Source organism: Bacillus sp. YC2, assembly GCF_019891195.1.
In the GTDB taxonomy this organism is placed as follows: Bacteria; Bacillota; Bacilli; order Bacillales; family Bacillaceae; genus Bacillus.
In genome coordinates this window covers 941156-966968 of sequence record NZ_JAHXDO010000001.1, presented here as the reverse complement: position 1 = coordinate 966968, position 25813 = coordinate 941156, and the positions used below count along the sequence as shown (strand labels likewise).

Sequence of the window (25813 nt, the reverse complement as noted above, 5' to 3'; positions counted from 1 at the left end):
CCGTACCCAATAGATAAGAGAACAGGCTTATTCTCTCGTTTCGCTTTTTCAAATGCTTCATCGCACCAAGGATACCAATCCACGGGGTTATAAGCATGTTGGAGTAAGTACGGTGACTTCTCAGTGATTAATCTATTGGGTACTTTTTTATTTGGCATGGGATCACCTTCTTTCTTTTAATATTTGTACGTTTAACATACCACAATTCTCTAAAAAAATTCATTTAAGTCTAACTTTTTGCACCAAGCTCAAGTCATTAAAAATAGAGCCTACTTATGACTCTATTTTCAAGGTTAAACTTCATCCACCTTATTGCTTTTTAGAGAGAAATAAGGATTTAAAATCTTTTTCATTTTATTTACTTTTAGATAGGTGAAACACACCCCGCCAACTGTAACCACCCCGCCTGTTAGTGCAATAAACGCAGGTACTTCACCTATCCACACCCAAGAAATGACCAAGGCTATAGCTGGTGTTAAATAAAGTGAAATGGTTGCTTCTGAAGCACCGACAAGTGAAGTTACATATGCAAGTGCAAAGTAAGGCACAACCGTTGGTAATAAACCTAAGTAAACGATAGACAATGTTGAGTTCATTGAAGCGTTCAAAAATTCTTCCCCTAAGCCCGGCAGAAAAACAAGCATAGGTATTGTCCCGCCCCAAATAGTGAATGTAACAAATGGAATAAATCCATATTTTTTTATATAGCGAGCTTGAAAAACGAAATAAATACTCTCCGAAAAAGCTGCCAGCAAGATAAACAAAATACCTTTCACTGAATTTGTATAGTCTCCTGCCCCAAATGAAATGAACGACACACCCAATAAACTTATGATAGAGCCAATCCATTTATAAAGCCCAAAATGTTCACCAAAAAACAGACGAGATAACATTGCAGAAAAGATCGGTGCCGTGGTCACAATTAAGCTAGCTATCCCAGCGCTAACTGTTTTTTCACCGATATTCAGCAAAATGTGATATAGCGCAAAACCTAAAAACCCTAAAAATAAAATGACAGGGATATCTTTCATGTCAGGTAAGCGAATCTGAGTCAAAACAGCAAAAAGTAACAATGCCGTAGATCCAATTACCAAACGAAATAAAGCAAGGTGTTCAGGTGTGTAATATTCTAGACCTACACGAATTCCCGGAAAAGCTGATGCCCACAAACCAATCATAAGACTATTAGATATGATGATTTGGAGAGTTTTCTTTTGCATGTTCTTCACTCCTCTTTACAAAAACCAACCAATTCTTTAATGTGTTTTATACTAATAAAGATTTGTTGAAATGACTTCAACCAATTAAACGAATTTTGTCCCAACCACTTTAGTTGTTAAGGAGAATACTTTTTATGAGCTTTCCAGAAGAAAAAAAGATTAAAAAGCTTCCTAAGTACATACAAATCATTCATTTTATAAAGGAGAAAATAGGAAATGGAGAGTGGCCAATTGGAAGTCGAATTCCAAGCCAGCGCACGCTTGCAAAAGACTTTAAAGTAAATCGAAGCACAGTTATTACAGCTTTTGAGGAATTGATGGCAGATGGGTTAATTGAAGGAAGAAAGGGTAAAGGAACAGTTGTCATCAACAATACATGGACACTATTGGCTAAGAATTCTGCTCCTAATTGGGACCAATATGTAACCTCTGGAATCCAGCAGCCAAGCCAAAAAATCGTTCAAGAGATCAATAAATCAGAATCAAATTCTGATCTTATACAGCTCAGTAAAGGAGAACTTTCAAATGAGATTTTTCCTTTAGCTGCTATGAAAGAGATTATGGGCAAGGTATCTCAAAACATAGAGGCATTCGGATATGAGCAACCAAAAGGATATTTACCTTTGAGAGAGGCATTAAGTGGCTATTTAAGAACAATCGGAATTCAAGCTTCATCTTCTTCCATTCTTATTGTTTCGGGTGCACTGCAAGCCTTACAGCTTATATCAATGGGGCTTTTGCAAAGAGGTTCGACCGTTTATCTTGATCAGCCTTCCTATCTTTATTCATTACACGTATTTCAATCAGCTGGTATGAAGCTGACTGGACTTCCTATGGATAATGATGGACTTTTGCCGGAACATATCCATATGACAAGGGGAGAACGGGGGAGGGCTATATTATATACAAATCCTTGTTTTCATAATCCGACAGGTATTTTAATGTCAAAAAAGAGACGAGAAGAAATCCTTGCGGCAAGTGAGAATGCACAGCTTCCCATTATTGAAGATGACATTTATCGTGAGTTATGGATAGATGAGCTTCCTCCAGATCCTATTAAAACAATAGATAAAAATGGGCATGTGCTTTACATAGGAAGTTTATCTAAGACATTAAGCCCAGGCTTAAGAATTGGATGGATGGTCGGACCAGAACCAGTGATTGAACGTTTATCCGACATAAAAATGCAAACAGATTACGGATCTAGTTCGTTATCTCAAAGAGTAGCGGCAGAGTGGTTTACATCCGGTGAATACCAGCAACATCTAGAACAGGTTAGAAGTCAATTAAAGGTGAGAAGGCAATTGGTCATGAGTGCTTTAGAAACCAATTTGAAGAATGTAGCTACATGGAATATTCCAAAGGGGGGATTCTTTGTCTGGGTAAAAATACTGCCTTCAATATCTATGAAATTACTTTATACAAAAGCTTTAACAAAAGGGATACTTCTCAATCTCGGCAGTATCTATGCTCAGGAAAAAGGGAATTATGTTCGCTTATCATATGCTTATGCATCTCTTGAAGACCTTCAAAAGGGAATTTATGAATTGGGTTTGATTATTAAGGAATTAGCAAGTAGATAAATATATAATGATTACTTTAAAAGAAAGAGACGTGCTATCAGTGACAAGTCGAATAGCCGATGCTGACAAGAACCGGCTTGTTTTCGCGCTTTGCTTTCTCGAAGGCTTCTTCTCCCCAGGGGTGCCAGTTTACCGGGTTGTGGGCATGTTGAAGTAGATATGGCGACTTCTCAGCGATTAAACTATTGGGTTTGTTAGTGGGCATGGGATCACCTTCTTTCAGTTTTATTTACATTTAGGTTACCACAGTACTTCTAAACAAATGCAAAATTTAAATGATTTACTTATAAGGACGAAAAAACCCCATCTTTTGTCTTGTGATGAGATTTTCGTGTGCTATTGTTTTTCAGTAGGTTAATACGTCCAATATTTTTCAAGCAAATGATGTGATCCCCATCTTGGAAATTCAGTATGTGTACCTGCACGAGCAACAAAGGTGTGAATAAACTGTTGGACGCCACTTTTTAATGTGCTCTTAATTAATGAAAACCCTTGTTGTCGCTCACTATCCGTTCCTGGTTTGGCAGGAAGTGTTATAGAAAATACTGCATCTGCATTTTTCATGGTTTTTTCCAAAGAAGCCAGATCATTAATATTGCCCTCAACAGCTTCCGTGCCGGTATGAATAAGTGCCTGAACTTTAGAAGAGTTTATATCTCTAACTAAATACGAACTTGAAATCCTTGTTTTAAAGCTTTTCTTGCAACAGCGCTTCCTTATTTTAAAGCCCCCTATTTGCTCTAGAATTTACATAGGATAAAGTATGCACTTTTTTGTAAGGTACTTAGAGTATAGAATGACCAAAAGCAATGAGGAATTCCAAGGGTATGAAGCCTTTAACTAGACCCTTTCTATTATGAGCGGAAAGTGGAAGATGTTAATCATTTTCCATTTATTGTGTTTTTTCGTGTCAAAATAACTTTAAAAAAATGGTGCGGCACCAAATACAAGTGGTAACCTTGATGTAATGAAGATATTAAAAAAATGGTTACACAAGTTTTTAGGGGTTTTAATAATTAATCAAAAAAAATTGATTTATTTCGTTGCATTTATTAAAAAATCCTGAGTATAATCAATACATCAAAAAAATTTGATTAAAGAGGGCGATATGATGAATGAGACGAAATCAGAATTACTTCGAAGATATGAACAAAAATTCAAAGCTCTTTCTGATCAGAAACGATTAGAGATCATGTATGAACTTTGTCAAAGGGGAAAAACCTGTGTTTGCGATCTGACTGAAATCTTTGAGATGACACAATCTAAACTCTCTTATCATCTTAAAATTTTATTAGATGCCAACTTAATTATGAAAGAAACAAAGGGAACATGGAGCTATTATGATTTAAATGACAATGAGGTAAATCATTTATTATCTGAAGAACTTTGTTGTGTATTTAGAAAAAAAGGTGAAGGAGATTGTTGTTAAACTGTTAATCATTAAATCAAATTTTTTTGATTAATAGATAAGAGGGGGAATTATTATGAAATTTGTTCATGTAGGGATTAATGTTGTCAATTTGAAGAAATCGATCGATTTTTATCAAAAGGTCTTTGGAGTAAAGCCTGTAAAAGTAAAAACGGACTATGCAAAATTTTTATTAGAAACTCCTGGATTAAACTTCACTTTAAATGCTTGTGATGAAGTAAAGGGAAATCAAGTGAATCACTTTGGATTCCAAGTAGATGGTTCTTGAACCACAAGGAAAGGCTTGAAAAAGAAGGGTTTTTTGCGCGTGAAGAAATGGATACGACTTGTTGTTATGCAGTCCAAGATAAATTTTGGATTACTGATCCTGACGGGAATGAATGGGAATTTTTCTTTACCAAATCAAATAGTGATTTTCAAAAACAAAATTCCTCCTCTTGTTGTGTAACACCAAGTGAAAATACAACGAACTCATGCTGTTAATATGAAAGGTGAGGATTAGATGAAACGTTTATCTTTGCTAGATCGCTATTTAACCCTCTGGATTTTTCTAGCGATGGCATTAGGAATAGGATTAGGTTTTATATTTCCGGGTTTTGTTGGTGGATTAAACAAGTTACAAGTCGGAACTACATCCATTCCTTTAGCTATTGGTTTAATACTAATGATGTATCCTCCTTTAGCAAAAGTTCGTTATGAAGAAATTGGGCGGGTATTTAAAGATATTAAAGTGTTAATTTTGTCATTAGTGCAAAACTGGATTATCGGGCCGATCCTGATGTTTGTTTTGGCTATCATCTTTTTGCCAGATAAACCGGAGTATATGATTGGACTTATTATGATTGGATTAGCTCGCTGTATTGCGATGGTTATTGTTTGGAATGACTTATCAAAAGGTGATACGGAATATGCGGCAGGGTTAGTTGCTTTTAATTCAATCTTCCAAATGCTTTTCTTTTCAATTTATGCTTATGTATTTGTGACGGTTATTCCACAATGGTTAGGAATTGAAGGAGCTATCGTTAATATAACGATGTCGGAAGTCGCAAAATCTGTATTCATTTACCTTGGAGTTCCTTTTATTGCCGGAATGCTGACACGTTATATTTTTGTAAAAGTGAAGGGAAAAGAATGGTATGAAAAAGTGTTCATTCCTAAAATTAGTCCAATTACATTAATTGCTTTGCTATTTACAATTATCGTCATGTTTTCTTTGAAAGGTGATGTAATCGTCAGCTTGCCGTTAGATGTTATTCGAGTTGCGATTCCATTATTGATTTACTTTGTTTTGATGTTCTTTGTTTCCTTCTTTTTAGGAAAGAAAATTGGAGCAAACTACGCTGTCACCACTACATTAGCTTTTACAGCAGGAAGCAACAACTTTGAATTAGCGATTGCTGTAGCTGTGGGTGTATTTGGAATTCATTCAGGTGCAGCATTTGCCGCCGTAATTGGTCCGCTTGTAGAAGTACCTGTTATGATTGCACTTGTTAATGTTGCTTTGTGGTTTCAACGAAAATACTTTCAAAATCACTCCATGTAAAGGGAGAATCATATATGAAGAATAAAAAAATTATTTACTTCCTTTGTACAGGAAACTCTTGCCGAAGCCAGATGGCTGAAGGATGGGCTAAACGGTATTTGGGTGATGTGTGGGAAGTTTACAGCGCTGGAATAGAAGCACATGGATTAAATCCTAATGCTGTTAAAGCTATGAAGGAAATAGGTATTGATGTATCTAATCAAACATCGGATATTATTAATCCTAACATTCTAAACAATGCTGATTTTGTCGTCACATTATGCGGTGATGCGGCAGATAAATGCCCCATGACTCCGCCACATGTTAAAAGAGACCATTGGGGTTTTGATGATCCTGCAAAAGCAAAAGGAACCGAAAAGCAAAAATGGAACACCTTCCAACGAGTCCGTGATGAAATTGGAGAACGCATAAAACGATTTGCTGAAACAGGTGAATAGAATTTTAATAGCCGTGGGGGAATCTCTCGGCTATTATTTTTATCAACATAAAGAAGATGTGAATTTTTGATGGTTATTCTAACAGACATGACACTAGTGACATGTCGAATAGCCGATGCTGACCAGAACCGGCTTGTTTTCGCGTTTTGCTTTCTCGAAGGCTTCTTCTTCCCAAGGATACCAATCACGGGATTATGAGCATGTTGAAGTAAATATGGAGACTTCTCGCGATTAATCTATTGGGTTTATAATTAGTAGGTATGAGATCCCCTTCCTTCTATTTAATTTTTTATCCGTATTGTCTTTACTTTAATTAATATACCAGGAATCAATTATATACTGAGAGTTGGAAGTAACGTATAAGAGGTGGGACTAATTATATTAACTCTTTATAATGATTCTCATGTACTTACCTAGCTCTGAAAATTGACAATATACCCACGAGGGTATATTATTGATTCATAAACAATATATCGTTAATAATGTAGTGTGTTAAAGTGCATAGTATGAATTGATAGTTGATAACATGTAAATATATAAATTTCAAAGAAGGAGTCCTGCGCATGGAGTATGATCAAAAGATTAAAAATCGTCTACGCCGGATAGAAGGGCAAATTAAAGGTGTATTGACAATGATGGAGCAAGGAAAAGATTGTAGAGATGTTGTGACTCAATTGGCAGCATCACGGAATGCTATCGACCGAGCATTGGGTGTTATTGTCAGTACAAATCTCGAACATTGTGTTCGCGAAAGCTTGAAACAGGGAAAAGATACAGAGGATTTAGTAAAAGAAGCTGTCGACTTATTGGTAAAAAGCCGATAAAAATTCATCAGCCTATTAGGTTGACGAATTTTTATATGTGTTGTAATATACCCGTACAGGTATATGTATATAGGATTTTATTTTTTTTTTTTTTTTTTTTTTTTTTTTTTTTTTTTTTTTTTTTTTTTTTTTTTTGCCTTTTGATATACCCCGGGGGGTAATTTGTTTAGGAGGAGAAATATGAAAGAACAAACAAAACGCACAACAATTGTTTTATTTAGTGGAGATTATGATAAAGCAATGGCAGCTTATATTATTGCAAATGGTGCAGCTGCCTACGATCATGAAGTGACTATCTTCCATACTTTTTGGGGATTAAACGCTTTGCGTAAAGAAGAGCTGGTTCCAGTGAAAAAAGGGTTTCTTGAAAAAGTGTTTGGAAAGATGATGCCTCGCGGTGCTGATAATTTGGGCTTATCTAAAATGAACTTTGCAGGTATGGGCCCTAAAATGATTAAAAATGTTATTAAAAAACATAATGCACTAACATTACCTCAGTTAATTGAGATGGCTCAAGAACAGGGGGTAAAGCTCGTAGCTTGTACGATGACAATGGATCTTCTTGGTTTACAGGAAAAAGAATTATTAGATGATATCGACTATGCTGGTGTAGCAGCTTATTTAGCAGATGCTGAAGAAGCCAGTGTCAACTTATTTATTTAATGTATCCATTGAATGAAGGGAGGTTAGTCAACACTATGGATAGTGGTGTAATTATCAATACCTTACTCATTTTATTTATACTTTGGGTTGTATTTCGACGTTTTTTACCAATGAAAGGTGTTAAACAAATAACAACTGCTGATTTAAAGTCAGTAATGAAAAATAAAGACAAACAGTTTATAGACGTACGATCACCTTATGAGTTTCGTACAAGGCATATGAAAGGGTTCAAAAATATTCCCTTGTCTAACTTGGCTCGTCAAACTAATCAGCTTTCGAAAGACAAAGAAGTTTTTGTTATCTGTCAAAGTGGTATGAGGAGTTTGAAGGCAAGTAAAGTATTGAAGAAACAAGGATTTATAAATATCACAAATATAAAAGGTGGCATGAATACATGGCATTAACACTCTAGAAAGTAACTTTTTGTATATTTATATACCCCCGCCCCTATATGAGAAGGAGGAAAAATGGTGAAAGCAAATATCGTATTAGACGCTAAAGGCTTGGCATGTCCAATGCCTATTGTAAAAACGAAGAAGAGAATGAAGGATTTAAAAGCTGGTGAAGTATTAGAAATTCAAGCGACAGATAATGGTTCTACGGCAGATCTGCAAGCATGGGCAAAAAGTACAGGCCATGAATATCTAGGTACTGAAACAGAGGGAGAAGTCCTTCGTCATTTTCTTCGAAAAGGAGGAGAGCATTCATCAGAAAGGGCATCTTCAATTCCTGAGATTTCATTAGAAGCTTTCAAACAGAAAGTGGAAAGTGACGAGCCTCTTAATATTTTAGATGTCCGCGAGGTAGAGGAGTATGAAGAAGCTCATATTCCGGGTGTTGTTCACATCTCTCTTGGTGAAGTAGAAAAGCGCTCTAATGAATTAAACAAAGATGATGAAATTTATATCATCTGCCATTCGGGAAGAAGAAGTGAAATGGCAGCCCAAACCATGAAAAAACAAGGGTTTAAAAAGTTAATTAATGTTGTTCCAGGTATGCGTGATTGGACAGGCAAAACAGAATAAATAAAAAAGGATGATGAACACATGAGTACAAGAGTAGCAATTATTGCGGCAAATGGTGGTCTATTCGATGCTTATAAAGTTTTTAATATTGCGACTGCAGCAGCAAGTGATCAAGAAGTATCCATCTTCTTTACATTCGAGGGATTAAATCTGATCCATAAGCAAGCACATTTTAGCTTTAGAAATGCCGAAAGGAAAAGAACACTTTGCGGAAGGATTTAAGAAAGCAAATGTGCCCTCTATTCCTGAACTGATTGAAATGGCGCAAGAAATGGGTGTTAAATTTATTGGTTGTCAAATGACGATGGACGTTATGGGTTTAACAAAAGATGATTTTGCAGAAGGAATTGAAGTAGGCGGGGCTGTTACCTTTTTAGATTTTGCTAAAGATGCTGATATATCCTTAACATTTTAGTACTGCTGAAAAAGATTCAATACAGGAGGTATTTAAACATGACCGTACAGGCACTTACCGCAAAAGAAGTGACACAAAAAATCTTTAACAAAGAACCTTTATTTATTCTGGATGTACGTAATGAAAATGATTTTAGCGATTGGAAGATTGAAGGGCATTATTTTGACCATCTGAATGTACCATATTTCGATCTTTTAGATGGCGTAGAAGATATCTTGGAGAAAATTCCTTCTGACAAAGAAGTGCTAGTCGTATGCGCAAAAGAAGGTTCATCCGTCATGGTATCCGAAATGCTTTCTGAAGCAGGTCTTTCTGTATTCTATCTTAAAGGTGGGATGAAAGCATGGAGTGAACATTTAGAGCCGGTAAAAGTCGGGGATTTAAAAGATGGAGGTGAGCTGTATCAATTTGTTCGAATCGGAAAAGGTTGCCTATCATATATGATATTATCCAATGAGGAAGCAGCGATAATAGATGCTGCACGTATGGCAGAAGTGTTTATAGATTTTGCTAAGGAGAAAGGTGCAACGATTACTCACGTATTTGATACACATCTTCACGCAGACCATATTTCAGGCGGCAGAGTAATTGCTGAAAAAACAAAAGCAACCTACTGGTTACCGCCGAAAGATGCTGAAGAAGTGATTTTTGATTATCAGCCGTTGGAAGAAGGAAATGATATTATCATTGGAAATACAAAGATTAGAATTCAACCGATTTATTCCCCTGGACATACCATTGGCTCCACTTCTTTCATTGTCGATGATCAGTATCTTCTTTCAGGTGATATTTTGTTTATCGATTCAATAGGGAGACCGGATTTAGCTGGTATGGCAGAAGATTGGGCAGGAGATTTACGAAAAACTCTTTATAGCCGTTACAAAGCGCTATCAAAGGATTTAATTGTATTACCGGCACACTTTATGATCATTGATGAGCTAAATGAGGATGGAAGTGTCGGTAAAAAACTAAGTACATTATTTACCGAGAATCATGGTTTGAACATTACGGACGAAACAGAATTCAGACACCTAGTGACAGATCATTTGCCTCCGCAACCCAATGCATATCAAGAGATTCGTGAAACAAATATGGGGAAAATCAACCCTGATGAAGAAAAACAGCGCGAAATGGAGATTGGGCCAAACCGTTGTGCAATTCGGTAACACAAGGTTTTATTAAACAACAGAGGAGAGATGAACATGAAATCAGATAAAGTATTAGATGCCAAAGGACTGGCATGTCCAATGCCAATCGTCAGAACAAAAAAAGCTATGAATGAATTAGAATCAGGTCAAATTTTAGAAGTGCATGCAACAGATAAGGGAGCTAAAAGTGATCTCGCTGCTTGGTCTGAATCAGGCGGGCATGACCTTTTAGAGCAAACTGAAGAAGACGATGTACTGAAATTCTGGATTAAAAAAGGATAATTAATGTGACAGGGTATCGAATAAAAAGATACCCTTTTCCTTTGAAAAGGAGGAAACCCGAATGGATATTGCCTTTATGATAACTCTTTTCATCATAGGATTTATTGGTTCTTTTATCTCCGGAATGATCGGTATTGGAGGATCTGTTATTAATTATCCAATGTTACTGTACATTCCTCCTTTGGTGGGAGTGATGTCTCTAACTCCCCATGAAGTTTCAGGGATTGGGGCTATTCAAGTTTTCTTTGCGACAATTGGCGGTGTTTGGGCTTATCGTAATAGTGGCTTTTTAAACAAAGCATTAATCGTTTATATGGGAAGTAGCATCCTTAGTGGGAGTGTATTGGGAAGTTACTTTTCTCATCTCATACCTGAAAAAGGAATAAATTTTATATACGGAATTCTAGCCATTATAGCTGTTATTTTAATGTTTATTCCTAAAAAAGGACAAGAACATATAGAAGGCAAAGAAATTATATTTAATAAATGGTTAGCTTCTTCTTTAGCCTTTATCATTGGCGGAATATCAGGCATTTTAGGAGCTGGGGGCGCTTTTATCCTAGTTCCTATTATGTTGTCTATTTTAAATATTCCCGTAAGAATCACTATTGCTTCTTCTCTTGCCATTACTTTTCTTTCATCTATTGGAGCAACGATTGGAAAATTGGCCACAGGTCAGGTGCTTTTTGTTCCAGCACTAGTTCTTATTGCTGCTAGTTTAATTGCTTCCCCTATAGGTGTAAAAGTTGGACAAAAAGTAAACACAAGATTCTTGCAATGGATTTTAGCTCTATTAATTTCAGCGGCAGCTATTAAAATTTGGCTGGATTTTCTATGAGAAAATTAGCTTTTTCACATCAAGATTTAAAAGAAAGGCCAACAAGTTCACTAACCGTTGGCCTTTCTTATTTCTGTGCTTGATCACATTCAATAAATGTTTCAAGTGCTGGATGAAATTCTTTTTGATAATGACGATTGGGGCAAGTTTTAATGATAGTACCATGAAAAGCATTTGATTTAGTGGCGTTTAATGTTTTTTTGCATGTAGGACAGCGTTCAGAAAATAAAAAATGCCATAACTTCAATGGCGAGCGATTCCGTAACCAAACAAAGGATATACATCAACTAACAAAAGGTTTAAATTCAAATTCATCAAATATCTCCCCTTACTCAACTCATCTCTTCTTAATCTAACTAATTGGTAATTCTTGTGTCAAATATAAAATAACCTAATATTTTCAGTCAATATTACAAAAAAACTAATTTTAATTAAATTTGCAATATTGAAATAAATTATTTAAAATTATTTACAGAATAGCCAAGTTTAGATTAGCAGAGACAGGATAGCTGAGTAGAGTAAGGAAACCCTTATAATGTATAGCTCAGTTTTCTCCTGTAAATTTTAAAGGAGGAACTAGACATGAGCATTCTTAAAGATTTTACAGCATCAGAAAACGGACAAAAGCAATATTTCACGAAAAATGGGTTGCAAATCATCAGGACTCAGAAATTGCTTGATCCTACAGCGGCAGCCAAGCAAGTTGAAACCGTCGTAAAAGGTATTGATTCGAAAAAAGGGGCTTTATTCTCAAGCAGTTATGAGTACCCAGGCCGTTACTCGCGTTGGGATATGGGCTTTGTCAATCCACCGATTGAGTTAAGTTCGTTCAAGGATTCATTTAAAATACGAGCTTTAAATAACCGAGGGAAATTACTTTTACAGTATTTAAATGACCATCTGTCCAGTTTCGAGGGAGTCTGTATCACTTTAGAAAAAGACATTGAAATAAACGGGAAGATTACTGCTTCAGAAAGTATCTTTTCTGAGGAAATTAGGAGTAAGCAACCGTCTATTTTTACCTTAATAAAGTATATAATGAATTTGTTTTTTTCCCAGGAGGATTCCTTCCTTGGTTTTTATGGTGCGTTTGGTTATGATCTTATATTTCAATTTGACCCTATAGAACAAAAGCATACACGAAATGAAAACCAAAATGACTTGCTGCTGTATATACCTGACGAAATTTTAATAGTCGATCACAGGCTGTCAACAGCTTATCGATTGCAATATGAATTTTCGTATAAAACGTACAACACAAATGAATTGGCACGTGATCAATTGTATTTTCAAGATGAACAACCAGCTTCGAAAATCAAACCAAAAGCGTATGTCGATGGGAAATATGCTGATTTGGTCCGAACTGCCACTCAGTCTTTTAAAAAAGGCGATTTATTCGAAGTTGTACCGACGCAATGCTTTTATGAAAAGTGTACAGATCAACCGTCTGATGTTTTTATGAGGCTACAGCAAATTAATCCGAGTCCTTACGGGTTTATTATTAATTTGGGTGGAGAATATCTAGTTGGCTCGTCGCCTGAAATGTATGTCCGTGTCGAAGGGAAAAGGGTAGAAACCTGCCCGATTTCAGGCACAATAAAGCGTGGTAGTAATGCACTAGAAGATGCGGAGCAAATCCTAAAGTTGCTGAATTCTAAAAAGGATGAGTCCGAGCTTACCATGTGTACGGATGTGGATCGAAATGATAAATCGAGAATTTGTGTGCCCGGGACAGTCAAGGTCATTGGCAGAAGACAGCCTGAGATCTATTCTCACTTGATTCATACAGTGGATCATATAGAAGGGCAGTTAAAACCTGATTTTGATTCCCTTGATGCCTTTATCACACATATGTGGGCAGTAACAATTACAGGAGCTCCTAAAAGGGCTGCGGCGAAATGGATTGAACAGCATGAAGAAGCACCCCGTAAATGGTATGGAGGGGCAGTTGGACACATTTCTTTTAATGGGGATATCAATACCGGTCTGACACTTAGAACGATATACATACAGGAAAATCAGGCAGAAATCAGGGTGGGTGCCACTTTATTGTACGATTCTATTCCAGAAGAGGAGGAAAAAGAAACACAATTAAAGGCACAAGCTCTAAAGAATGCGATTAGAGGGGATATAAGAGGAGCAGGAGGTGAAAAGTGTCCAGAAAACAAAGTCCTTTCCTCCAAAAGAATTCTTCTGGTTGATCATGAGGATTCATTTGTTCATACACTGGCTAATTATTTAAGGCAGTTTGGAGCGGAAGTGATCACGATGCGACACAAATATGCTCTTGAAGTTTTAAAAGAAAAGAATTTTGATTTAGTCTTTCTTTCACCTGGTCCAGGGCTTCCTTCAGAATTTATGACGAGCGAAACAATTCATTTATGTATAAGCAAACATATTCCTATATTCGGTGTTTGTTTAGGACTTCAAGCGATTGTTGAATACTTCGGGGGATCACTTGACGTGTTAGAAGAACCAAGGCACGGCAGAAAGAGGAGTATACATCTAAAGGGAACCTCCAAAATCTTTGAAGGGGTGCCCCGTCAATTTGAAGCAGGTCTTTATCACTCAATTTTTGCTCAATCAATATCTGAAGATCTTCGAGTGACAGCTATATCTGAAGAAGGGGTTGTGATGGCGATCGAACATAGAAATCTTCCTATCGCAGCCATTCAATTCCATCCCGAATCCATAATGTCAGCCCATGATCAAGTAGGTTTGACAATTATAAAAAACGTTATTCATTATATTAAATAGAGAAGAACCAAAGCCTCCCTAAATGCTAGGGAGGCTTTTTCGAAGTATGGGGTTATCCATCATTATAAACATCTTATTACATTAATCGATGAATATTTCAAATAATTCCATTTTAAACCTTGTTGTCCGATAATAAGGTAAAAATTCTTATGTTCCTGAAGTTGCACTAAATGATTGGGTATCATGTTTTGTGAGTCATTTATTTGAGAAATGTGGTTTTTCTTCCTTTGAATTCGCAACAATTATGGTCTTGTAAAAACATTGATAAAAAAGAAAAACTGTGATAAATTGATATAGATACACTATTATTGGATTTTTGTGTATAAAGTCCCTATTTTAATTATACAACATAAAATCCTTTTCAGTCAACCCCTATTTTTAAAAAAAAGGAGTGTTTTGATGTGAACATGGAGCAAGAACGAGTGGAGAGCGATAAATGGGAGGGAACGAAATGAAACCATATGTACTGGAGTTTCGGGAGATCGATAAAACGAGACAAATGGCGGTCGGCGGCAAAGGGATGAATTTGGGCGAATGTTCGAGGATTGAAGGAATACTTGTGCCAGAAGGATTTTGTGTTACCACTGATGCATATAAAAGAGTCATTGGGAAAAATGAGGAGTTTCATCAATTGCTGGATCAACTGGCAGTTCAAAAAGTGGACGAACGAGAAAAAATCAGTGAAATTAGCAGGCAGATTCGTGAGCTGATTGAGGGGATCGGGATCGACAAGGGGATCGAAGAAGAGATCGATCGATGTCTCTTAGCTTTTGGCTTCGAGCATTCATATGCCGTTCGTTCAAGTGCTACAGCCGAGGATCTTCCATTTGCCTCCTTTGCAGGTCAACAGGATACCTATCTAAACATCAAAGGGAAAGATGCAATTTTACAACATATTAGTAAGTGCTGGGCTTCACTATTTACTGACCGTGCTGTGATTTATCGAATGAAAAACGGATTTGATCATCGCAAGGTTTATCTGTCTGTTGTTATTCAAAGGATGATTTTCCCGCAAGCTTCCGGAATACTGTTTACAGCTGATCCAGTTACCTCAAACCGCAAAGTGCTGTCGATCGATGCCAGCTTTGGGCTGGGTGAGGCACTTGTCTCTGGCTTAGTGTCTGCGGACAACTATCAAGTGCGGGAAGGCAGGATTGTAGAGAAGAAGATTTCCAGCAAAAAGCTGGCTGTATATGCTCGAAAAGAAGGCGGGACGGAGGAAAAGCAAATTGAGCCGGATCAGCAGAATCTATCGACCCTGTCAGATGAGCAAGTGTTAGAGCTTGAAGGGATTGGCAGAAAGCTTGAGGCGTATTTTGGCTGTCCGCAAGATATCGAATGGTGTTTGGCTGATGATACATTTTATATTGTCCAAAGTCGACCAATCACGACTTTATACCCCATTCCCGAAGCAAATGATCAAGAAAATCACGTCTATATATCTGTCGGTCATCAACAAATGATGACTGACCCCATGAAACCATTGGGATTGTCTTTATTCCTGTTAACAACTAATGCACCCATGTGTAAAGCCGGCGGAAGGTTGTTTGTTGATGTCACACATCAACTGGCTTCACCTGTCAGCAGAAACAGTTTATTAAATGCCATGGGACAACATGATCCGCTCATGAAAGGCGCACTTATGAACATTATTGAGCGAGGAGATTTTATAAAATCGTTGCCAATTGATAATAAAGCACCGAGTCCCGCTAGAGGCAATACAGATATACCGGCACAAATTGAAAACAATCCATCAATCGTTTCTGATTTGATTAAACGCAGTCAAACATCCATTGAAGAGTTAAAACAAAACATCCAGACGAAATCAGGAGCCGATGTAATTGATTTTATTCTAGAAGATATCCAGGAATTAAAGAAGATTTTATTTAACCCGCAAAGTTCGGGCGTGATTCGGGTTGCTATGAACGCTTCATTATGGATCAATGAAAAAATGAACAAGTGGTTAGGTGAAAAAAACGCAGCAGACACGCTTTCTCTATCTGTACCCAACAATATTACTTCGGAAATGGGTCTTGCGCTTTTGGATGTCGCAGATGTGATTCGTCCGTATCCAGAAGTAATTGAGTATTTACAACACGTAAAAGATGATACCTTTTTGGATGAACTGGTTACGTTTGAAGGCGGGCAAAAAACCCAGGACGCTATCTATGCTTATCTGAACAAATACGGAATGAGATGTGCCGGGGAAATCGATATTACGAGAACTCGTTGGAGTGAAAAACCAATTACACTTGTCCCGATGATTCTTGGTAATATCAAAAACTTTCCGCCTAATGCCAGCCAGCGGAAATTTGAGCAAGGGCGGCGTGTTGCTTTGAAAAAAGAACAAGAAATATTAGATCAATTGAAGCAATTACCGGATGGTGAACAAAAGGCTAAAGAAACAAAACGAATGATCGACCTGGTCCGGAATTTCATAGGCTATCGGGAATATCCAAAATACGGTATGATTAATCGCTACTTTGTTTATAAGCAGGCTTTGCTGAAAGAAGCTGAACAACTCGTTCAAGCGGGAGTTATTCATGACAAAGAAGATATATTCTATCTCACTTTTGAAGAACTTCACGAAGCCCTACGCACAAATAAACTGGATGACCAGATCATCAGCAAACGAAAAGACGAGTACAAATTATATGAAAAACTAACTCCGCCACGTGTGATCACGTCAGACGGTGAAATCATTGCAGGTGAGTACAAACGAGAAAATCTCCCAGCCGAAGCTATTGCAGGGCTTCCTGTTTCTTCCGGAGTGATAGAGGGACGAGCACGTGTCATCTTAAACATGGAAGATGCTGTTCTGGAAGATGGAGATATATTAGTCACCTCCTTTACTGATCCTAGCTGGACCCCATTGTTTGTATCCATAAAAGGTCTAATCACCGAAGTTGGCGGACTGATGACCCATGGAGCAGTTATCGCCCGTGAATATGGCTTACCGGCAGTTGTAGGTGTGGAGAATGCTACGAAGCTGATCAAGGATGGACAAAGGATCAGGGTGAATGGAGCAGAAGGGTATATAGAAATACTATAATTCATGACATCAGTGCTTTGCGGTTATGGTAAGAACCCTGTCACTAGGACATTTAAGGGACAATAACTGAAGGCAGATATGAATGTCTGTTGAGACATTGAATCCTAGTTTTCTGTTAAAGAGCGCGGTTGTACAGCGACACAGACAGAAAATGAGGATTCCATAAATCTTTTAAACGTTTTTTTAATATATCAGCCTTTCATTATTGGTTCCTTTTGCGAACGTGCCGTCAAAGCAAAGGGGATTCCTTAAGGTATGTTAAAATGTTATGTGGGATGGGTTATGAAGATTGTATTCACGGAGGTGTATTTGTGAAGTTAGATGAATTTACTATTGGACAGGTTTTTCGAACTAAATCTTTTGAATTAACTAAAGAGAATGTAATGAATTTTGCAGAAGAATATGACCCGCAATACATGCATTTAGATGAAGAGAAAGCAAAAAGAGGCAAATTTAATGGGATCATTGCTTCTGGAATACAAACGTTAGCGATTACTTTTAAGCTCTGGATTGAAGAAGGGTGTCATGAAGACGATATTATTGCTGGAACAGGAATGAATAATATAAAATTCCTAGCACCCGTATATCCCAATGATAAACTGAGCACTATTGTAAAGGTTATTGATAAAAAACCAAATAAAAGTCAAACGGGGATACTTACTGTATCGTTTTCTACCTATAATCATAAAGAGGAAAAAGTATTTGAAGGTGAGTTATCAGTATTAATTAAACGATAAACTATTTACAAACAGGAACTTAATAGAGTTCCTGTTTTATTTATTCTGTACTATGGGAAGTCACTGGAAATCGTCCATTAATACCTTTAGTTTATCGTTTTGAAATAGATGTTAGCGATGTGACTTCTTTGGCTCTGTCAATTTGAAGCTATGTTGCACCATATCCTCAAGGGCCTCTTTCGAGAGGCTGCCATCTAAAATAATGGTATTCCAGTGGTCTTTATTCATATGATACCCAGGCCTCACCTCTTTAAAAATGCCACGCAGAAAATTGGCATGCTCAGGTTGGCATTTAAGGTTGACGCATAGATGACCATTAAGATTAAAGATAAGCGCAAACAACTTTTTATTGCCATTGTGACGCATCGCTGTCCACCCTTCACCAAAAGGATAGTCTTTATAGGTGTCTGGATAAGTCAGACAGTAATCGATTATTTCATCCTTAGTCATAAATAGGCCGCCTCCATTCTTTACAATTAATGATAAAGACAAATGAGCCAATGATTCATTGTGGATTTGAAAATTACTAATGAAAAAAAGAGAGACGATTGTTATCAAGAAAATCTAAGCATCACTCTTTTTCTTCCCTTTTCCATTTGGCTGTGTTGAATTTTATTGTTTTTTTTCATATCGGACTTCTTATTTGCAGTCCCTTTACCCTTTTAAAGTTCAAGAAGCAAATTAGTTTGAAATTATTTTGACATACATACCTTCCTCGGCTTTCCTCTTAGCGTTTTCGTTCATCTTTTTAATTTCAATTGATAATGCAGAAGAAGGTATAAGTTTGTCATCATAGAATACAGATGGGTCAATAAGCCTCACTTTATTTTTACGATGCAGATGATATCCGATCTTATCTTCTTTAACAATTACATTTCGATGTATGCGATTTAAAAGTTTTTTAACATCTATATCGCTGGATGAACGTAAGAGGTCCATTACTTCTTCATCTGTTCCGAGCAGTGTATTTATGTTAATTATTTTTTTATCCAAGGCGATTTTTAAAGTCTTAGCCAAGAAATCATAACCATAAATATTAAGAGGGTTCATAAAGAAATCAATAACCTCTTTATAATAAGTTCTTACAAACCATTCAGCAGTTTTTATATCCTTTAGGTGTATTTTTCCTTCTTTAACCATAAGATTATCTAAGAAAATATCGACTTCTTCTATTGTGATGTTTTCGTAACGATACATATCTCTCAAGGTATAATCTATCCTGTCAACGCATAACTCAGGAGCTGGTTGTTCGAGCAAATTCCAATGAGAGTTGTCTGATAGAATGTTTTTATAATCATATCCGTATTTACTAAGAATACGAGGGATTTCTGAATCAGTTATGATTTGATGATAAATGTTTTCGTGATAATCCTCATTTTTATTTTCAAACACAAAATCAATAACGTGTGAAAATGCAGTATGCGATACATCGTGAAGTAATCCTGCGATTTGTTCTTCTAAAGAACCGCCCAGTTTTTTTATTAGGAGCATTACGCCTATGGAATGTTCATACCTTGTTACATTCCACTTTTCATTAACAAAATAACTTGCTCCTCCTTGGTAAACACCTTTTAGTCTTTGTACTGGATTACTGAAAATAAGTTCTTCAAGAATGCCATCTATTAAATAATCACCATAAATATTATCTATTATCTTCATTTACTTTACGCTCCTTTATGCACTAATTGCACTAACTTGATGGTCTAAGCCTTTGGGTAATCGAACAAATACGCCGCCAGTGACAAGTCGAATAGCCGATTGCTGATAGGAACAGACTTATTTCCGCGCTTTGCTCTTCTCCCCGGGTTTTGATTGTCGGCGATTCAAGAGATTCAGAAGTGTTTTCCTCCTTTTGCAGAGAGACATAGGTCTTAACTGACATTTGAATGTTCAAAGCCATAAATGGTTAACTTATCTTTAAGATCTGCCATTCCTCGGTTCCAATCCTTTTATACAGCATGGCCTAAAATCCAATATCAGAGTGTGAGAAAAACTTATCTAATAAAAGCATGTTTTTAACTGAAAATATCTATTATGGTATATTTAAATAAGACAAAATATTTGAAACGAGGAATGATATGAATTCAATCGAAAAGCAAAAACATAAGAAATTTAAAGTGAAAAAGATCGTACAAGTCATCATGGTCATTATCGGCGGGATTATAGCGGCATATGGATTAGAAACAGTATTGATTCCAAACAGTGTATCTGATGGAGGAGTGACCGGTCTTAGCATTGTCGGTTCACAACTATTTCATTTGCCGCTAGGGATCTTGATCGCAGTGATAAACATTCCGTTTGTCTGGTTAGGATATAAGCAAATTGGGAAAAGCTTTGCGTTATTATCTATTATCGGAATCGCATCACTCGCCGCCGGTACAAGTTTTTTTCACCACACTCCAGCTATCATAGAGGGCGATACCTTGTTAATAACCGTTGTTGGCGGGATTATCCTTGGATTGGGAATGGGGTTGGCATTGCGCAATGGCGGCGCATTAGATGGAATTGATATGCTTGCCGTGCTGCTATCCCGAAAATTACCGTTTGGAACGAGCGACCTCATTCTATTTCTAAACATTTTTGTGTTTATTTTTGTTTCTGTTGTATTCGGCTTACAAGGGGCGTTGCTTTCAGTTATTGCTTACTACATTGCGTCCAAAGTCATTCATGTTGTTGAGGAAGGGTTAAGCGGTTCTAAAACCTTTCAAATCATTACAACACAGCCTGAATTAATGGTTGAGACAATACGTGATGAATTAGGCCGAGGCGCCACCTATAAAGAAGCTTACGGCGGGTTTTCCAACGAGAAATTTAAAGAAATCACATGTGTCATCAACCGTTTAGAAGAAACCAAACTAAAGGAAATTATTAATGATATTGATAAGCATGCCTTTGTTACCGTATATGACGTAGCTGAAGTGAAAGGCAGTAATTTTAGAAAACTTAATAATCATTAGAAAAAAACACAACTTATAATGAAAATGAGAGTTACCGTTTTAAACGGTGGCTCTTTATCTTTTAAAGAGTGCGGTGTAAGAAATCCAGGATATCTGCTTGTAATTCTTTATGGTACTCCTCCCGATTAAACCCAACCGGATCTTGTGAAGGAGGAAATGCCTCATTTTGCATATGATCGGGAAAGGGGCTGAGAAATGAGAAATGTCCCCCGTTTTTCACCACTTTATGGTGAATTTTATTTTGATCGAAGATTCCTTTTAATACAAACTCAGCATGAAAAGAAGGGGTGATGGTATCCTTTTCTCCTGTTATCATGAAGATAGGAATATCTGCTTTTTGCAGCGCTCCTTTTTCTCTGAACCATCCGGCTGCCGGAGCTAAAAGGATGATTGATTGAACACGGTCGTCATGTACAATATGTAACTCGTGAGGCTTATGATCTGATGATTCATGCGGAAAAGATGTGGGAACTCCCCCTGCTATCGCCAGTGCAGTATATCCCCCCATTGAATGGCCGATCAGGCAAATGGCATTTGATTTAATAGATGACGAATATCTGCTCTTCTTTACTATCCAGTCTATCACTGTGTATATCTGCTGAGGGCGGTTCCTTAGATTTTCTTCAGTCCCTGATAAGGTATTATCTTCTCGGTTATTAAAAGGATGTTGAGGTATGACTGCTATGAATCCATTACGTGCAAGAAACTGAGCGATGGTTCGATAAGCAAACGGAGTGCTTCCGTCACCGTGAGAAATGATCACCAGCGGAAATGTTCCATTCGCAAGAGGAGCATCTTTCGCTATTTTTAACTGATAAGGCCCTATTTGTTCTGCTTTTTCTTCAGTGTGTGCAGGATACATCATCATCGTTGGAATAGTGATCTCATCGTGATCATGTTTTATATGCATAAACTCAAAACCTGCAGAGAACTGCGCATTTTCTCTATTTTTCAATTCCTTCATCTCCTTCTCCCATCGGAAAATCTAACTCAAATGTATCGAACGTTATGATAAGTAATATACCACTTTATTCTTGAACTCACTGATCTAAAATTTGTCACTATATTTATGAGTGGAATGGAAATAAAAACACGAATGAAATAAAAATACTTGCCAAAAAATAAAGCTGGGTGTATATTATTGATATATCAAACATTGACTAGTCAATTAATTGCGCATAAGAAAGTGGGGATGGGTTGTGGCAACATGTTGTTCACAAGAAGCTGAGATTTTATATCAGCTGCAATGTTTGCATAAAGTGATTGGTACGAAATTTGAAGCGTGCACCGGTATCAGTCAATCTCGCCTTGAGCTGCTCGCAGTGCTCTTTCACGTTGAGGAAATCAGTCAAAGCGATCTTCAAAAAAAGGTTAATATCGATAGCGCAGCCGTCACAAGGCACTTGAAACAGCTTGAAGCAAAAGGAATGGTAGCAAGAAGACGGAAGCCTGAGGACAACCGTATCATACTTGTCCGCCTGACCGGGCAGGGACGGGAGAGAATCGAGTCTTCCAAAAAAGAAAAGGAGCGTTTCATAAAGGAAATGCTGGAAGGTATCAGTAAAGAAGAACGAAGTATGTTGAAAAATGTACTGTCACAGATGCAAAAAAATATAGAAAATATTAAGGCATAGAGGAGTGTTTTACACATGGAAACTGCATTAAAAACGAATGATTTTATGGAGATTATGAAAGGACGACGTTCCATTCGGAACTATGATCCAACGGTAAAAATCAGCAAAGAAGAGATGACTGAAATACTGGAGGAAGCAACTACAGCACCTTCTTCAGTCAATGCGCAGCCATGGCGTTTTCTGGTCATCGACAGCCCGGAAGGCAAAGAAAAGCTAGCGAAGCTCGCCAGCTTTAATCAAACACAAGTCAGCACATCATCTGCCGTTATCGCAGTATTTGCAGATATGAACAATGCTGACTATTTAGAAGAAATTTATTCAAAAGCGGTAGAACTGGGCTACATGCCGCAGGAAGTAAAAGACAGACAAATAACTGCGCTGACAGCACATTTTGAAAAACTTCCGGCACAAGTGAACCGTGAGACAATCCTGATCGATGGGGGTCTCGTTTCCATGCAGCTGATGCTTACGGCGCGCGCGCACGGCTACGATACAAACCCGATCGGCGGCTATGACAAAGAAAACATCGCTGACGTCTTCGGGCTGGAAAAAGAGCGTTATGTACCGGTTATGCTTCTGTCGATCGGAAAAGCGGCAGACGAAGGATATGCATCCTACCGTCTCCCTATTGAAAAAATCGCGCAATGGAAATAAACTTTCTGAGGTGAGGGGACCGAAAGGAGAGAACCGATGGAAATCGTTGCAGCTGTTTTAGTTGGAGTTGTCGCTTTGGAGCATGTATTTATTATGATACTTGAAATGTTTTTTATCAATTCAAAGGCAGCAAAACGGTCTTTTAAATTGCCGAAGCATTTAGAAGGAGACCCGAATGTAGCCGTCATGTTTGCAAATCAGGGACTGTATAATGGATTTCTGGCTGCCGGACTCATTTGGGGGCTTATCCTCGGAGCTGCTCCGATTGGCCATATGATTCAATTGTTTTTCATCATTTGTGTGGTCATAGCAGCCATTTTCGGAGGATTTACATCCAATAAATCAATTATTGTGAAACAAGGTCTTCCGGCTATTTTGGCTCTGGTTTCCCTTTTATTGGTGATGTAGACATATCGTAAAGGATCATAGTTGAGGAGGGCTTCTAAAAGGGAAGCCCTCTTTTTTCATTTTCACGATTACAGAAAAATGATCACCGCAGAATAGATGAGCAGCAAACACATCACAATTCGAAAGGCTTTATCGAGTTTCTTGAAGAGATTTTTAAAAACAGAACCGAACCCTGCCCATAGCAGTAAAGCTGACCAGCGGACTCGGTTTTTCTGTTTTACCCTATGTAACGGTGAAAGAAGAAGTGGATGTAAACTGAAAATCCTTCATCACTCTGAGAGCTTCGATCGGCTTTATTCTCATATGTTAGTGAAAAAGAAAAAATGGCAGCTGCCGGCAGCAAAACTTTTGTGTCACTTGTTCTTGAGTCGTTTGGTGCTCGTGATAGTTTATGGGTATATTTTGTGAATACTGAAAATGAGATTCTTTATAAAGCCGAGGCTCACGAGCGTCGGCTTGTTTTTGTGTCTATCAAGATTTGTCATTTATCGTATTGTGAGGCGGTGTCCTCAGCTGAAATGTTCGATAACATGCTGCTTGAATTTTTCAGCAACAGGTGACAAAAATCTCCCTTCTATCCAAGCAACACCAATGATGCGCTGACATGTTGGCCAGCTGATACGTATTTTTGAGAGGTTGCTTTGATCCAGGCCTTTTAAATCAGGCAGGATAGAAATACCGAGACCAGAGGCTGTAAAACCGGCTGCGGTTGCAGCCTCTTCGCTTTCAAACATAATGTTCGGGTGAATTCCTGCCTGATCAAACAGTTCATCTATCGTGATTCGAAGGGCATAGCCTTTTTTCAATAAAATAAAAGGCTCCTCTGCGATTTCATTTAATGTGATACTTTCATAACTGGCCAATCGGTGCCCTTTTGGTACATATAAAAAGAGTTCTTCGCTCCATAATTGTACCCATCGAATAGACTTTTCAGGTTTGATGGATGCGAGGAGGCAGAGGTCCAGTTCGCCTTCTTTAAGCTGATCAAGAAGCCAATAAGAATGATTTTGTCTTAATGTAATGTCAATTCCGGGGTATTTTTGCTGAAATGTTTTGATAACATCCGGAACCAGGGCCGTCCCAAGTGTATGTAAAAATCCGAGCGACACTTCTCCTTGATTCGGCTGTAAAAGTGCCTGAATTTCCTCTTTCCCATCACTAAACTCTTTCATCATAGCTTGAACCCGTCTTAAAAACATATTCCCGTACTTGTTTAACTTAATCGAACGGCCTTGCCGATCAAATAGCGGAGCTCCTAAGTGGTTTTCTAATCGTGCAATAGAACGGGAAAGGGCAGGCTGCGATATTGATAAAAGCTGTGCGGCTTTCGTTACATGCTCGGTTTGCGCAAGTGTCTGAAAATATTCAAGCTGTTCCCACTCCAAGAACATCACCTCTTTCTTTCGTATGACACATAGGCATTGTAAATATTTATATAATGCATTATACATCATAAGGGATCGGTGCTAGTATAACAATAAACAGACCCGAGGCTGTTCATTGTTATAATCTGCAAAAAAGCTGGATGGTTGAGAACCAGATGACATATATTCAAACAGGGACTCCGGCTTTTAACGAAATAACCCTTTCTTTTTTTGCTAATGAAGAAAACCGTACAAAACAGGAAGTAACGTGGTATAATTAGGGAACATACGTTTGTTTAATAGGAAGGAGAGGGTTATGTGGGGCATCTCGCATTACAGCTGTATGACTATCATATCTGGGCAAATAAACAAATCTTCAGTCGGCTCAAAGAGCTTCCAAATGATGTGTACCATCAAGAGGTTGAAAGTGTGTTTCCATCGATAGCCGGTGTACTGGCTCATGTCTATCTGTCAGATTTAGGGTGGATTGACGTGTTTTCAGGCAAACGTCTGGAGGATACGCTGAGGACAGCGGAAGAGCGAAAAGAGGAAATCATGTCCAAGGATATAGAAGAGATGGAAGCGATGTTTTTGGAATTATCAGCCCGATACAAATCGTTCCTTCAGCAAGATGATAATATCAATCAGCCTCTTGTGATAGAACATCCTTCCGGTGACGTCATGAAGACCGCCGTGTCCGATATGGTACTCCATGTTGTGAACCACGGGACGTATCACCGCGGCAATATAACAGCGATGCTCCGACAGATGGACTATGCTTCTGTTCCGACAGATTACGGTGTTTATTTATATGTAAAAACAAAGGAAGAGTAAGGAAGACAG

General features: G+C 37.7%; 25 protein-coding genes and 7 pseudogenes. 21 read left to right on the top strand and 11 right to left on the bottom strand.

Features of this window, described 5'->3' with window-relative positions; all coding sequences use genetic code 11:
* Positions 1–2 precede the first annotated feature (2 nt).
* Both KY305_RS04815 and KY305_RS04810 read right to left on the bottom strand, forming a co-directional pair.
* Positions 3–158 (bottom strand): annotated as a pseudogene (locus KY305_RS04815) (DUF255 domain-containing protein); the annotation flags it as partial.
* Positions 159–293: 135 nt separating this feature from the next.
* Positions 294–1220 (bottom strand): DMT family transporter, encoded by a 927-nt coding sequence (locus KY305_RS04810; RefSeq protein ID WP_223061570.1) that lies wholly within the window; start codon positions 1218–1220, stop codon positions 294–296.
* Between the two features lie 134 nt (positions 1221–1354).
* On the opposite strand from KY305_RS04810, the gene KY305_RS04805 reads away from it, so the two are divergent.
* Positions 1355–2803, top strand: a complete 1449-nt coding sequence (locus KY305_RS04805) for an aminotransferase-like domain-containing protein (RefSeq protein ID WP_223061569.1) — start codon at positions 1355–1357, stop codon at positions 2801–2803.
* A 40-nt stretch (positions 2804–2843) separates the two neighbouring features.
* On the opposite strand, the pseudogene KY305_RS04800 reads toward KY305_RS04805, so the two are convergent.
* Positions 2844–3008: pseudogene (locus KY305_RS04800) on the bottom strand (DUF255 domain-containing protein); the annotation flags it as partial.
* Positions 3009–3157: 149 nt separating this feature from the next.
* Entirely contained in the window at positions 3158–3523 is a 366-nt protein-coding gene (locus tag KY305_RS04795; RefSeq protein WP_316252432.1) for an NmrA family NAD(P)-binding protein, read from the bottom strand.
* A gap of 391 nt (positions 3524–3914) precedes the next feature.
* On the opposite strand from KY305_RS04795, the gene arsR reads away from it, so the two are divergent.
* The 4 genes and pseudogenes from arsR (at position 3915) to arsC (ending at position 6212) form a co-directional block, all read left to right on the top strand.
* Positions 3915–4232, top strand: a complete 318-nt coding sequence (arsR, locus tag KY305_RS04790) for an arsenical resistance operon transcriptional regulator ArsR (protein WP_223061640.1) — start codon at positions 3915–3917, stop codon at positions 4230–4232.
* A gap of 55 nt (positions 4233–4287) precedes the next feature.
* Positions 4288–4715: pseudogene (locus KY305_RS04785) on the top strand (ArsI/CadI family heavy metal resistance metalloenzyme).
* Positions 4716–4734: 19 nt separating this feature from the next.
* Positions 4735–5775, top strand: coding sequence for an arsenite efflux transporter Acr3 (gene acr3 / locus KY305_RS04780; RefSeq protein ID WP_223061567.1), 1041 nt, complete (start codon positions 4735–4737; stop codon positions 5773–5775).
* A gap of 14 nt (positions 5776–5789) precedes the next feature.
* Entirely contained in the window at positions 5790–6212 is a 423-nt protein-coding gene (arsC, locus tag KY305_RS04775; protein WP_223061566.1) for an arsenate reductase (thioredoxin), read from the top strand.
* A gap of 96 nt (positions 6213–6308) precedes the next feature.
* Here arsC and KY305_RS04770 read toward each other — a convergent pair.
* A pseudogene (locus KY305_RS04770) lies at positions 6309–6474 on the bottom strand (DUF255 domain-containing protein); the annotation flags it as partial.
* A 301-nt stretch (positions 6475–6775) separates the two neighbouring features.
* Between KY305_RS04770 and KY305_RS04765 the strand changes: the two are divergent.
* The 8 genes and pseudogenes from KY305_RS04765 (at position 6776) to KY305_RS04730 (ending at position 11407) form a co-directional block, all read left to right on the top strand.
* Entirely contained in the window at positions 6776–7036 is a 261-nt protein-coding gene (locus KY305_RS04765; protein WP_223061565.1) for a metal-sensitive transcriptional regulator, read from the top strand.
* 180 nt (positions 7037–7216) lie between these two features.
* Positions 7217–7699 carry a DsrE/DsrF/DrsH-like family protein gene (locus tag KY305_RS04760; RefSeq protein ID WP_223061564.1) on the top strand — a complete coding sequence of 161 codons (483 nt, stop codon included), beginning with the start codon at positions 7217–7219 and terminating at the stop codon, positions 7697–7699.
* A 35-nt stretch (positions 7700–7734) separates the two neighbouring features.
* Positions 7735–8103: a rhodanese-like domain-containing protein gene (locus KY305_RS04755; protein WP_223061563.1), complete on the top strand. Its 369-nt coding sequence runs from the start codon at positions 7735–7737 to the stop codon at positions 8101–8103.
* 63 nt (positions 8104–8166) lie between these two features.
* The gene (locus KY305_RS04750; protein ID WP_223061562.1) at positions 8167–8724 is read left to right on the top strand and encodes a sulfurtransferase TusA family protein; all 558 of its coding nucleotides are present in this window, start codon (positions 8167–8169) and stop codon (positions 8722–8724) included.
* Positions 8725–8745: 21 nt separating this feature from the next.
* Positions 8746–9139, top strand: a pseudogene (locus KY305_RS04745) (DsrE/DsrF/DrsH-like family protein).
* A gap of 19 nt (positions 9140–9158) precedes the next feature.
* Positions 9159–10305 (top strand): annotated as a pseudogene (locus tag KY305_RS04740) (MBL fold metallo-hydrolase).
* Positions 10306–10341: 36 nt separating this feature from the next.
* Positions 10342–10569, top strand: a complete 228-nt coding sequence (locus KY305_RS04735) for a sulfurtransferase TusA family protein (protein WP_223061560.1) — start codon at positions 10342–10344, stop codon at positions 10567–10569.
* A gap of 61 nt (positions 10570–10630) precedes the next feature.
* Positions 10631–11407 carry a sulfite exporter TauE/SafE family protein gene (locus KY305_RS04730; RefSeq protein ID WP_223061559.1) on the top strand — a complete coding sequence of 259 codons (777 nt, stop codon included), beginning with the start codon at positions 10631–10633 and terminating at the stop codon, positions 11405–11407.
* A gap of 67 nt (positions 11408–11474) precedes the next feature.
* On the opposite strand, the gene KY305_RS19910 is transcribed toward KY305_RS04730, so the two are convergent.
* Positions 11475–11654, bottom strand: coding sequence for a hypothetical protein (locus KY305_RS19910; protein WP_262417552.1), 180 nt, complete (start codon positions 11652–11654; stop codon positions 11475–11477).
* Positions 11655–11989: 335 nt separating this feature from the next.
* On the opposite strand from KY305_RS19910, the gene KY305_RS04725 reads away from it, so the two are divergent.
* The 3 genes from KY305_RS04725 (at position 11990) to KY305_RS04715 (ending at position 17953) form a co-directional block, all read left to right on the top strand.
* Positions 11990–14164, top strand: coding sequence for an anthranilate synthase component I (locus KY305_RS04725; RefSeq protein ID WP_223061558.1), 2175 nt, complete (start codon positions 11990–11992; stop codon positions 14162–14164).
* Positions 14165–14615: 451 nt separating this feature from the next.
* Positions 14616–17216 (top strand): phosphoenolpyruvate synthase, encoded by a 2601-nt coding sequence (gene ppsA, locus KY305_RS04720; RefSeq protein WP_223061557.1) that lies wholly within the window; start codon positions 14616–14618, stop codon positions 17214–17216.
* A 311-nt stretch (positions 17217–17527) separates the two neighbouring features.
* Entirely contained in the window at positions 17528–17953 is a 426-nt protein-coding gene (locus KY305_RS04715) for a MaoC family dehydratase (RefSeq protein WP_223061556.1), read from the top strand.
* A gap of 111 nt (positions 17954–18064) precedes the next feature.
* On the opposite strand, the gene KY305_RS04710 is transcribed toward KY305_RS04715, so the two are convergent.
* Positions 18065–18403, bottom strand: coding sequence for an MmcQ/YjbR family DNA-binding protein (locus KY305_RS04710; protein ID WP_223061555.1), 339 nt, complete (start codon positions 18401–18403; stop codon positions 18065–18067).
* A 231-nt stretch (positions 18404–18634) separates the two neighbouring features.
* On the bottom strand, positions 18635–19612 hold the full coding sequence (locus KY305_RS04705) for an HD domain-containing protein (protein ID WP_223061554.1): 978 nt from the start codon (positions 19610–19612) through the stop codon (positions 18635–18637).
* A gap of 419 nt (positions 19613–20031) precedes the next feature.
* On the opposite strand from KY305_RS04705, the gene KY305_RS04700 reads away from it, so the two are divergent.
* Positions 20032–20910, top strand: coding sequence for a YitT family protein (locus KY305_RS04700; protein WP_223061553.1), 879 nt, complete (start codon positions 20032–20034; stop codon positions 20908–20910).
* Between the two features lie 61 nt (positions 20911–20971).
* On the opposite strand, the gene KY305_RS04695 is transcribed toward KY305_RS04700, so the two are convergent.
* On the bottom strand, positions 20972–21874 hold the full coding sequence (locus tag KY305_RS04695) for an alpha/beta hydrolase family protein (RefSeq protein ID WP_223061552.1): 903 nt from the start codon (positions 21872–21874) through the stop codon (positions 20972–20974).
* A 208-nt stretch (positions 21875–22082) separates the two neighbouring features.
* Between KY305_RS04695 and KY305_RS04690 the strand changes: the two genes are divergently transcribed.
* The 3 genes from KY305_RS04690 to KY305_RS04680 are packed head-to-tail and all read left to right on the top strand — an operon-like array spanning position 22083 to position 23606.
* The gene (locus KY305_RS04690; RefSeq protein ID WP_262417550.1) at positions 22083–22544 is read left to right on the top strand and encodes a MarR family winged helix-turn-helix transcriptional regulator; all 462 of its coding nucleotides are present in this window, start codon (positions 22083–22085) and stop codon (positions 22542–22544) included.
* A 15-nt stretch (positions 22545–22559) separates the two neighbouring features.
* Positions 22560–23198, top strand: coding sequence for a nitroreductase family protein (locus tag KY305_RS04685; protein ID WP_223061550.1), 639 nt, complete (start codon positions 22560–22562; stop codon positions 23196–23198).
* Positions 23199–23234: 36 nt separating this feature from the next.
* Complete coding sequence (locus KY305_RS04680; protein ID WP_223061549.1) at positions 23235–23606, top strand: DUF1304 domain-containing protein; 372 nt, start codon at positions 23235–23237, stop codon at positions 23604–23606.
* 68 nt (positions 23607–23674) lie between these two features.
* Here KY305_RS04680 and KY305_RS19905 read toward each other — a convergent pair.
* Both KY305_RS19905 and KY305_RS04675 read right to left on the bottom strand, forming a co-directional pair.
* Positions 23675–23803, bottom strand: a pseudogene (locus KY305_RS19905) (lysine transporter LysE); the annotation flags it as partial.
* Positions 23804–24115: 312 nt separating this feature from the next.
* Complete coding sequence (locus tag KY305_RS04675; protein WP_223061548.1) at positions 24116–24991, bottom strand: LysR family transcriptional regulator; 876 nt, start codon at positions 24989–24991, stop codon at positions 24116–24118.
* Between the two features lie 297 nt (positions 24992–25288).
* On the opposite strand from KY305_RS04675, the gene KY305_RS04670 reads away from it, so the two are divergent.
* The gene (locus KY305_RS04670; RefSeq protein ID WP_223061547.1) at positions 25289–25804 is read left to right on the top strand and encodes a DinB family protein; all 516 of its coding nucleotides are present in this window, start codon (positions 25289–25291) and stop codon (positions 25802–25804) included.
* The last annotated feature ends 9 nt before the right edge of the window (positions 25805–25813 follow it).

Excerpts from the sequence above, each read along its gene's own strand:
- KY305_RS04810 (WP_223061570.1), bottom strand. The coding sequence starts at position 1,220 with ATGCAAAAGAAAACTCTCCAAATCATCATATCTAATAGTCTTATGATT.
- KY305_RS04805 (WP_223061569.1), top strand. The coding sequence starts at position 1,355 with ATGAGCTTTCCAGAAGAAAAAAAGATTAAAAAGCTTCCTAAGTACATA.
- arsR (WP_223061640.1), top strand. The coding sequence starts at position 3,915 with ATGAATGAGACGAAATCAGAATTACTTCGAAGATATGAACAAAAATTC.
- acr3 (WP_223061567.1), top strand. The coding sequence starts at position 4,735 with ATGAAACGTTTATCTTTGCTAGATCGCTATTTAACCCTCTGGATTTTT.
- arsC (WP_223061566.1), top strand. The coding sequence starts at position 5,790 with ATGAAGAATAAAAAAATTATTTACTTCCTTTGTACAGGAAACTCTTGC.
- KY305_RS04765 (WP_223061565.1), top strand. The coding sequence starts at position 6,776 with ATGGAGTATGATCAAAAGATTAAAAATCGTCTACGCCGGATAGAAGGG.
- KY305_RS04760 (WP_223061564.1), top strand. The coding sequence starts at position 7,217 with ATGAAAGAACAAACAAAACGCACAACAATTGTTTTATTTAGTGGAGAT.
- KY305_RS04755 (WP_223061563.1), top strand. The coding sequence starts at position 7,735 with ATGGATAGTGGTGTAATTATCAATACCTTACTCATTTTATTTATACTT.
- KY305_RS04750 (WP_223061562.1), top strand. The coding sequence starts at position 8,167 with ATGGTGAAAGCAAATATCGTATTAGACGCTAAAGGCTTGGCATGTCCA.
- KY305_RS04735 (WP_223061560.1), top strand. The coding sequence starts at position 10,342 with ATGAAATCAGATAAAGTATTAGATGCCAAAGGACTGGCATGTCCAATG.
- KY305_RS04730 (WP_223061559.1), top strand. The coding sequence starts at position 10,631 with ATGGATATTGCCTTTATGATAACTCTTTTCATCATAGGATTTATTGGT.
- KY305_RS04725 (WP_223061558.1), top strand. The coding sequence starts at position 11,990 with ATGAGCATTCTTAAAGATTTTACAGCATCAGAAAACGGACAAAAGCAA.
- ppsA (WP_223061557.1), top strand. The coding sequence starts at position 14,616 with ATGAAACCATATGTACTGGAGTTTCGGGAGATCGATAAAACGAGACAA.
- KY305_RS04710 (WP_223061555.1), bottom strand. The coding sequence starts at position 18,403 with ATGACTAAGGATGAAATAATCGATTACTGTCTGACTTATCCAGACACC.
- KY305_RS04705 (WP_223061554.1), bottom strand. The coding sequence starts at position 19,612 with ATGAAGATAATAGATAATATTTATGGTGATTATTTAATAGATGGCATT.
- KY305_RS04700 (WP_223061553.1), top strand. The coding sequence starts at position 20,032 with ATGAATTCAATCGAAAAGCAAAAACATAAGAAATTTAAAGTGAAAAAG.
- KY305_RS04695 (WP_223061552.1), bottom strand. The coding sequence starts at position 21,874 with ATGAAGGAATTGAAAAATAGAGAAAATGCGCAGTTCTCTGCAGGTTTT.
- KY305_RS04685 (WP_223061550.1), top strand. The coding sequence starts at position 22,560 with ATGGAAACTGCATTAAAAACGAATGATTTTATGGAGATTATGAAAGGA.
- KY305_RS04680 (WP_223061549.1), top strand. The coding sequence starts at position 23,235 with ATGGAAATCGTTGCAGCTGTTTTAGTTGGAGTTGTCGCTTTGGAGCAT.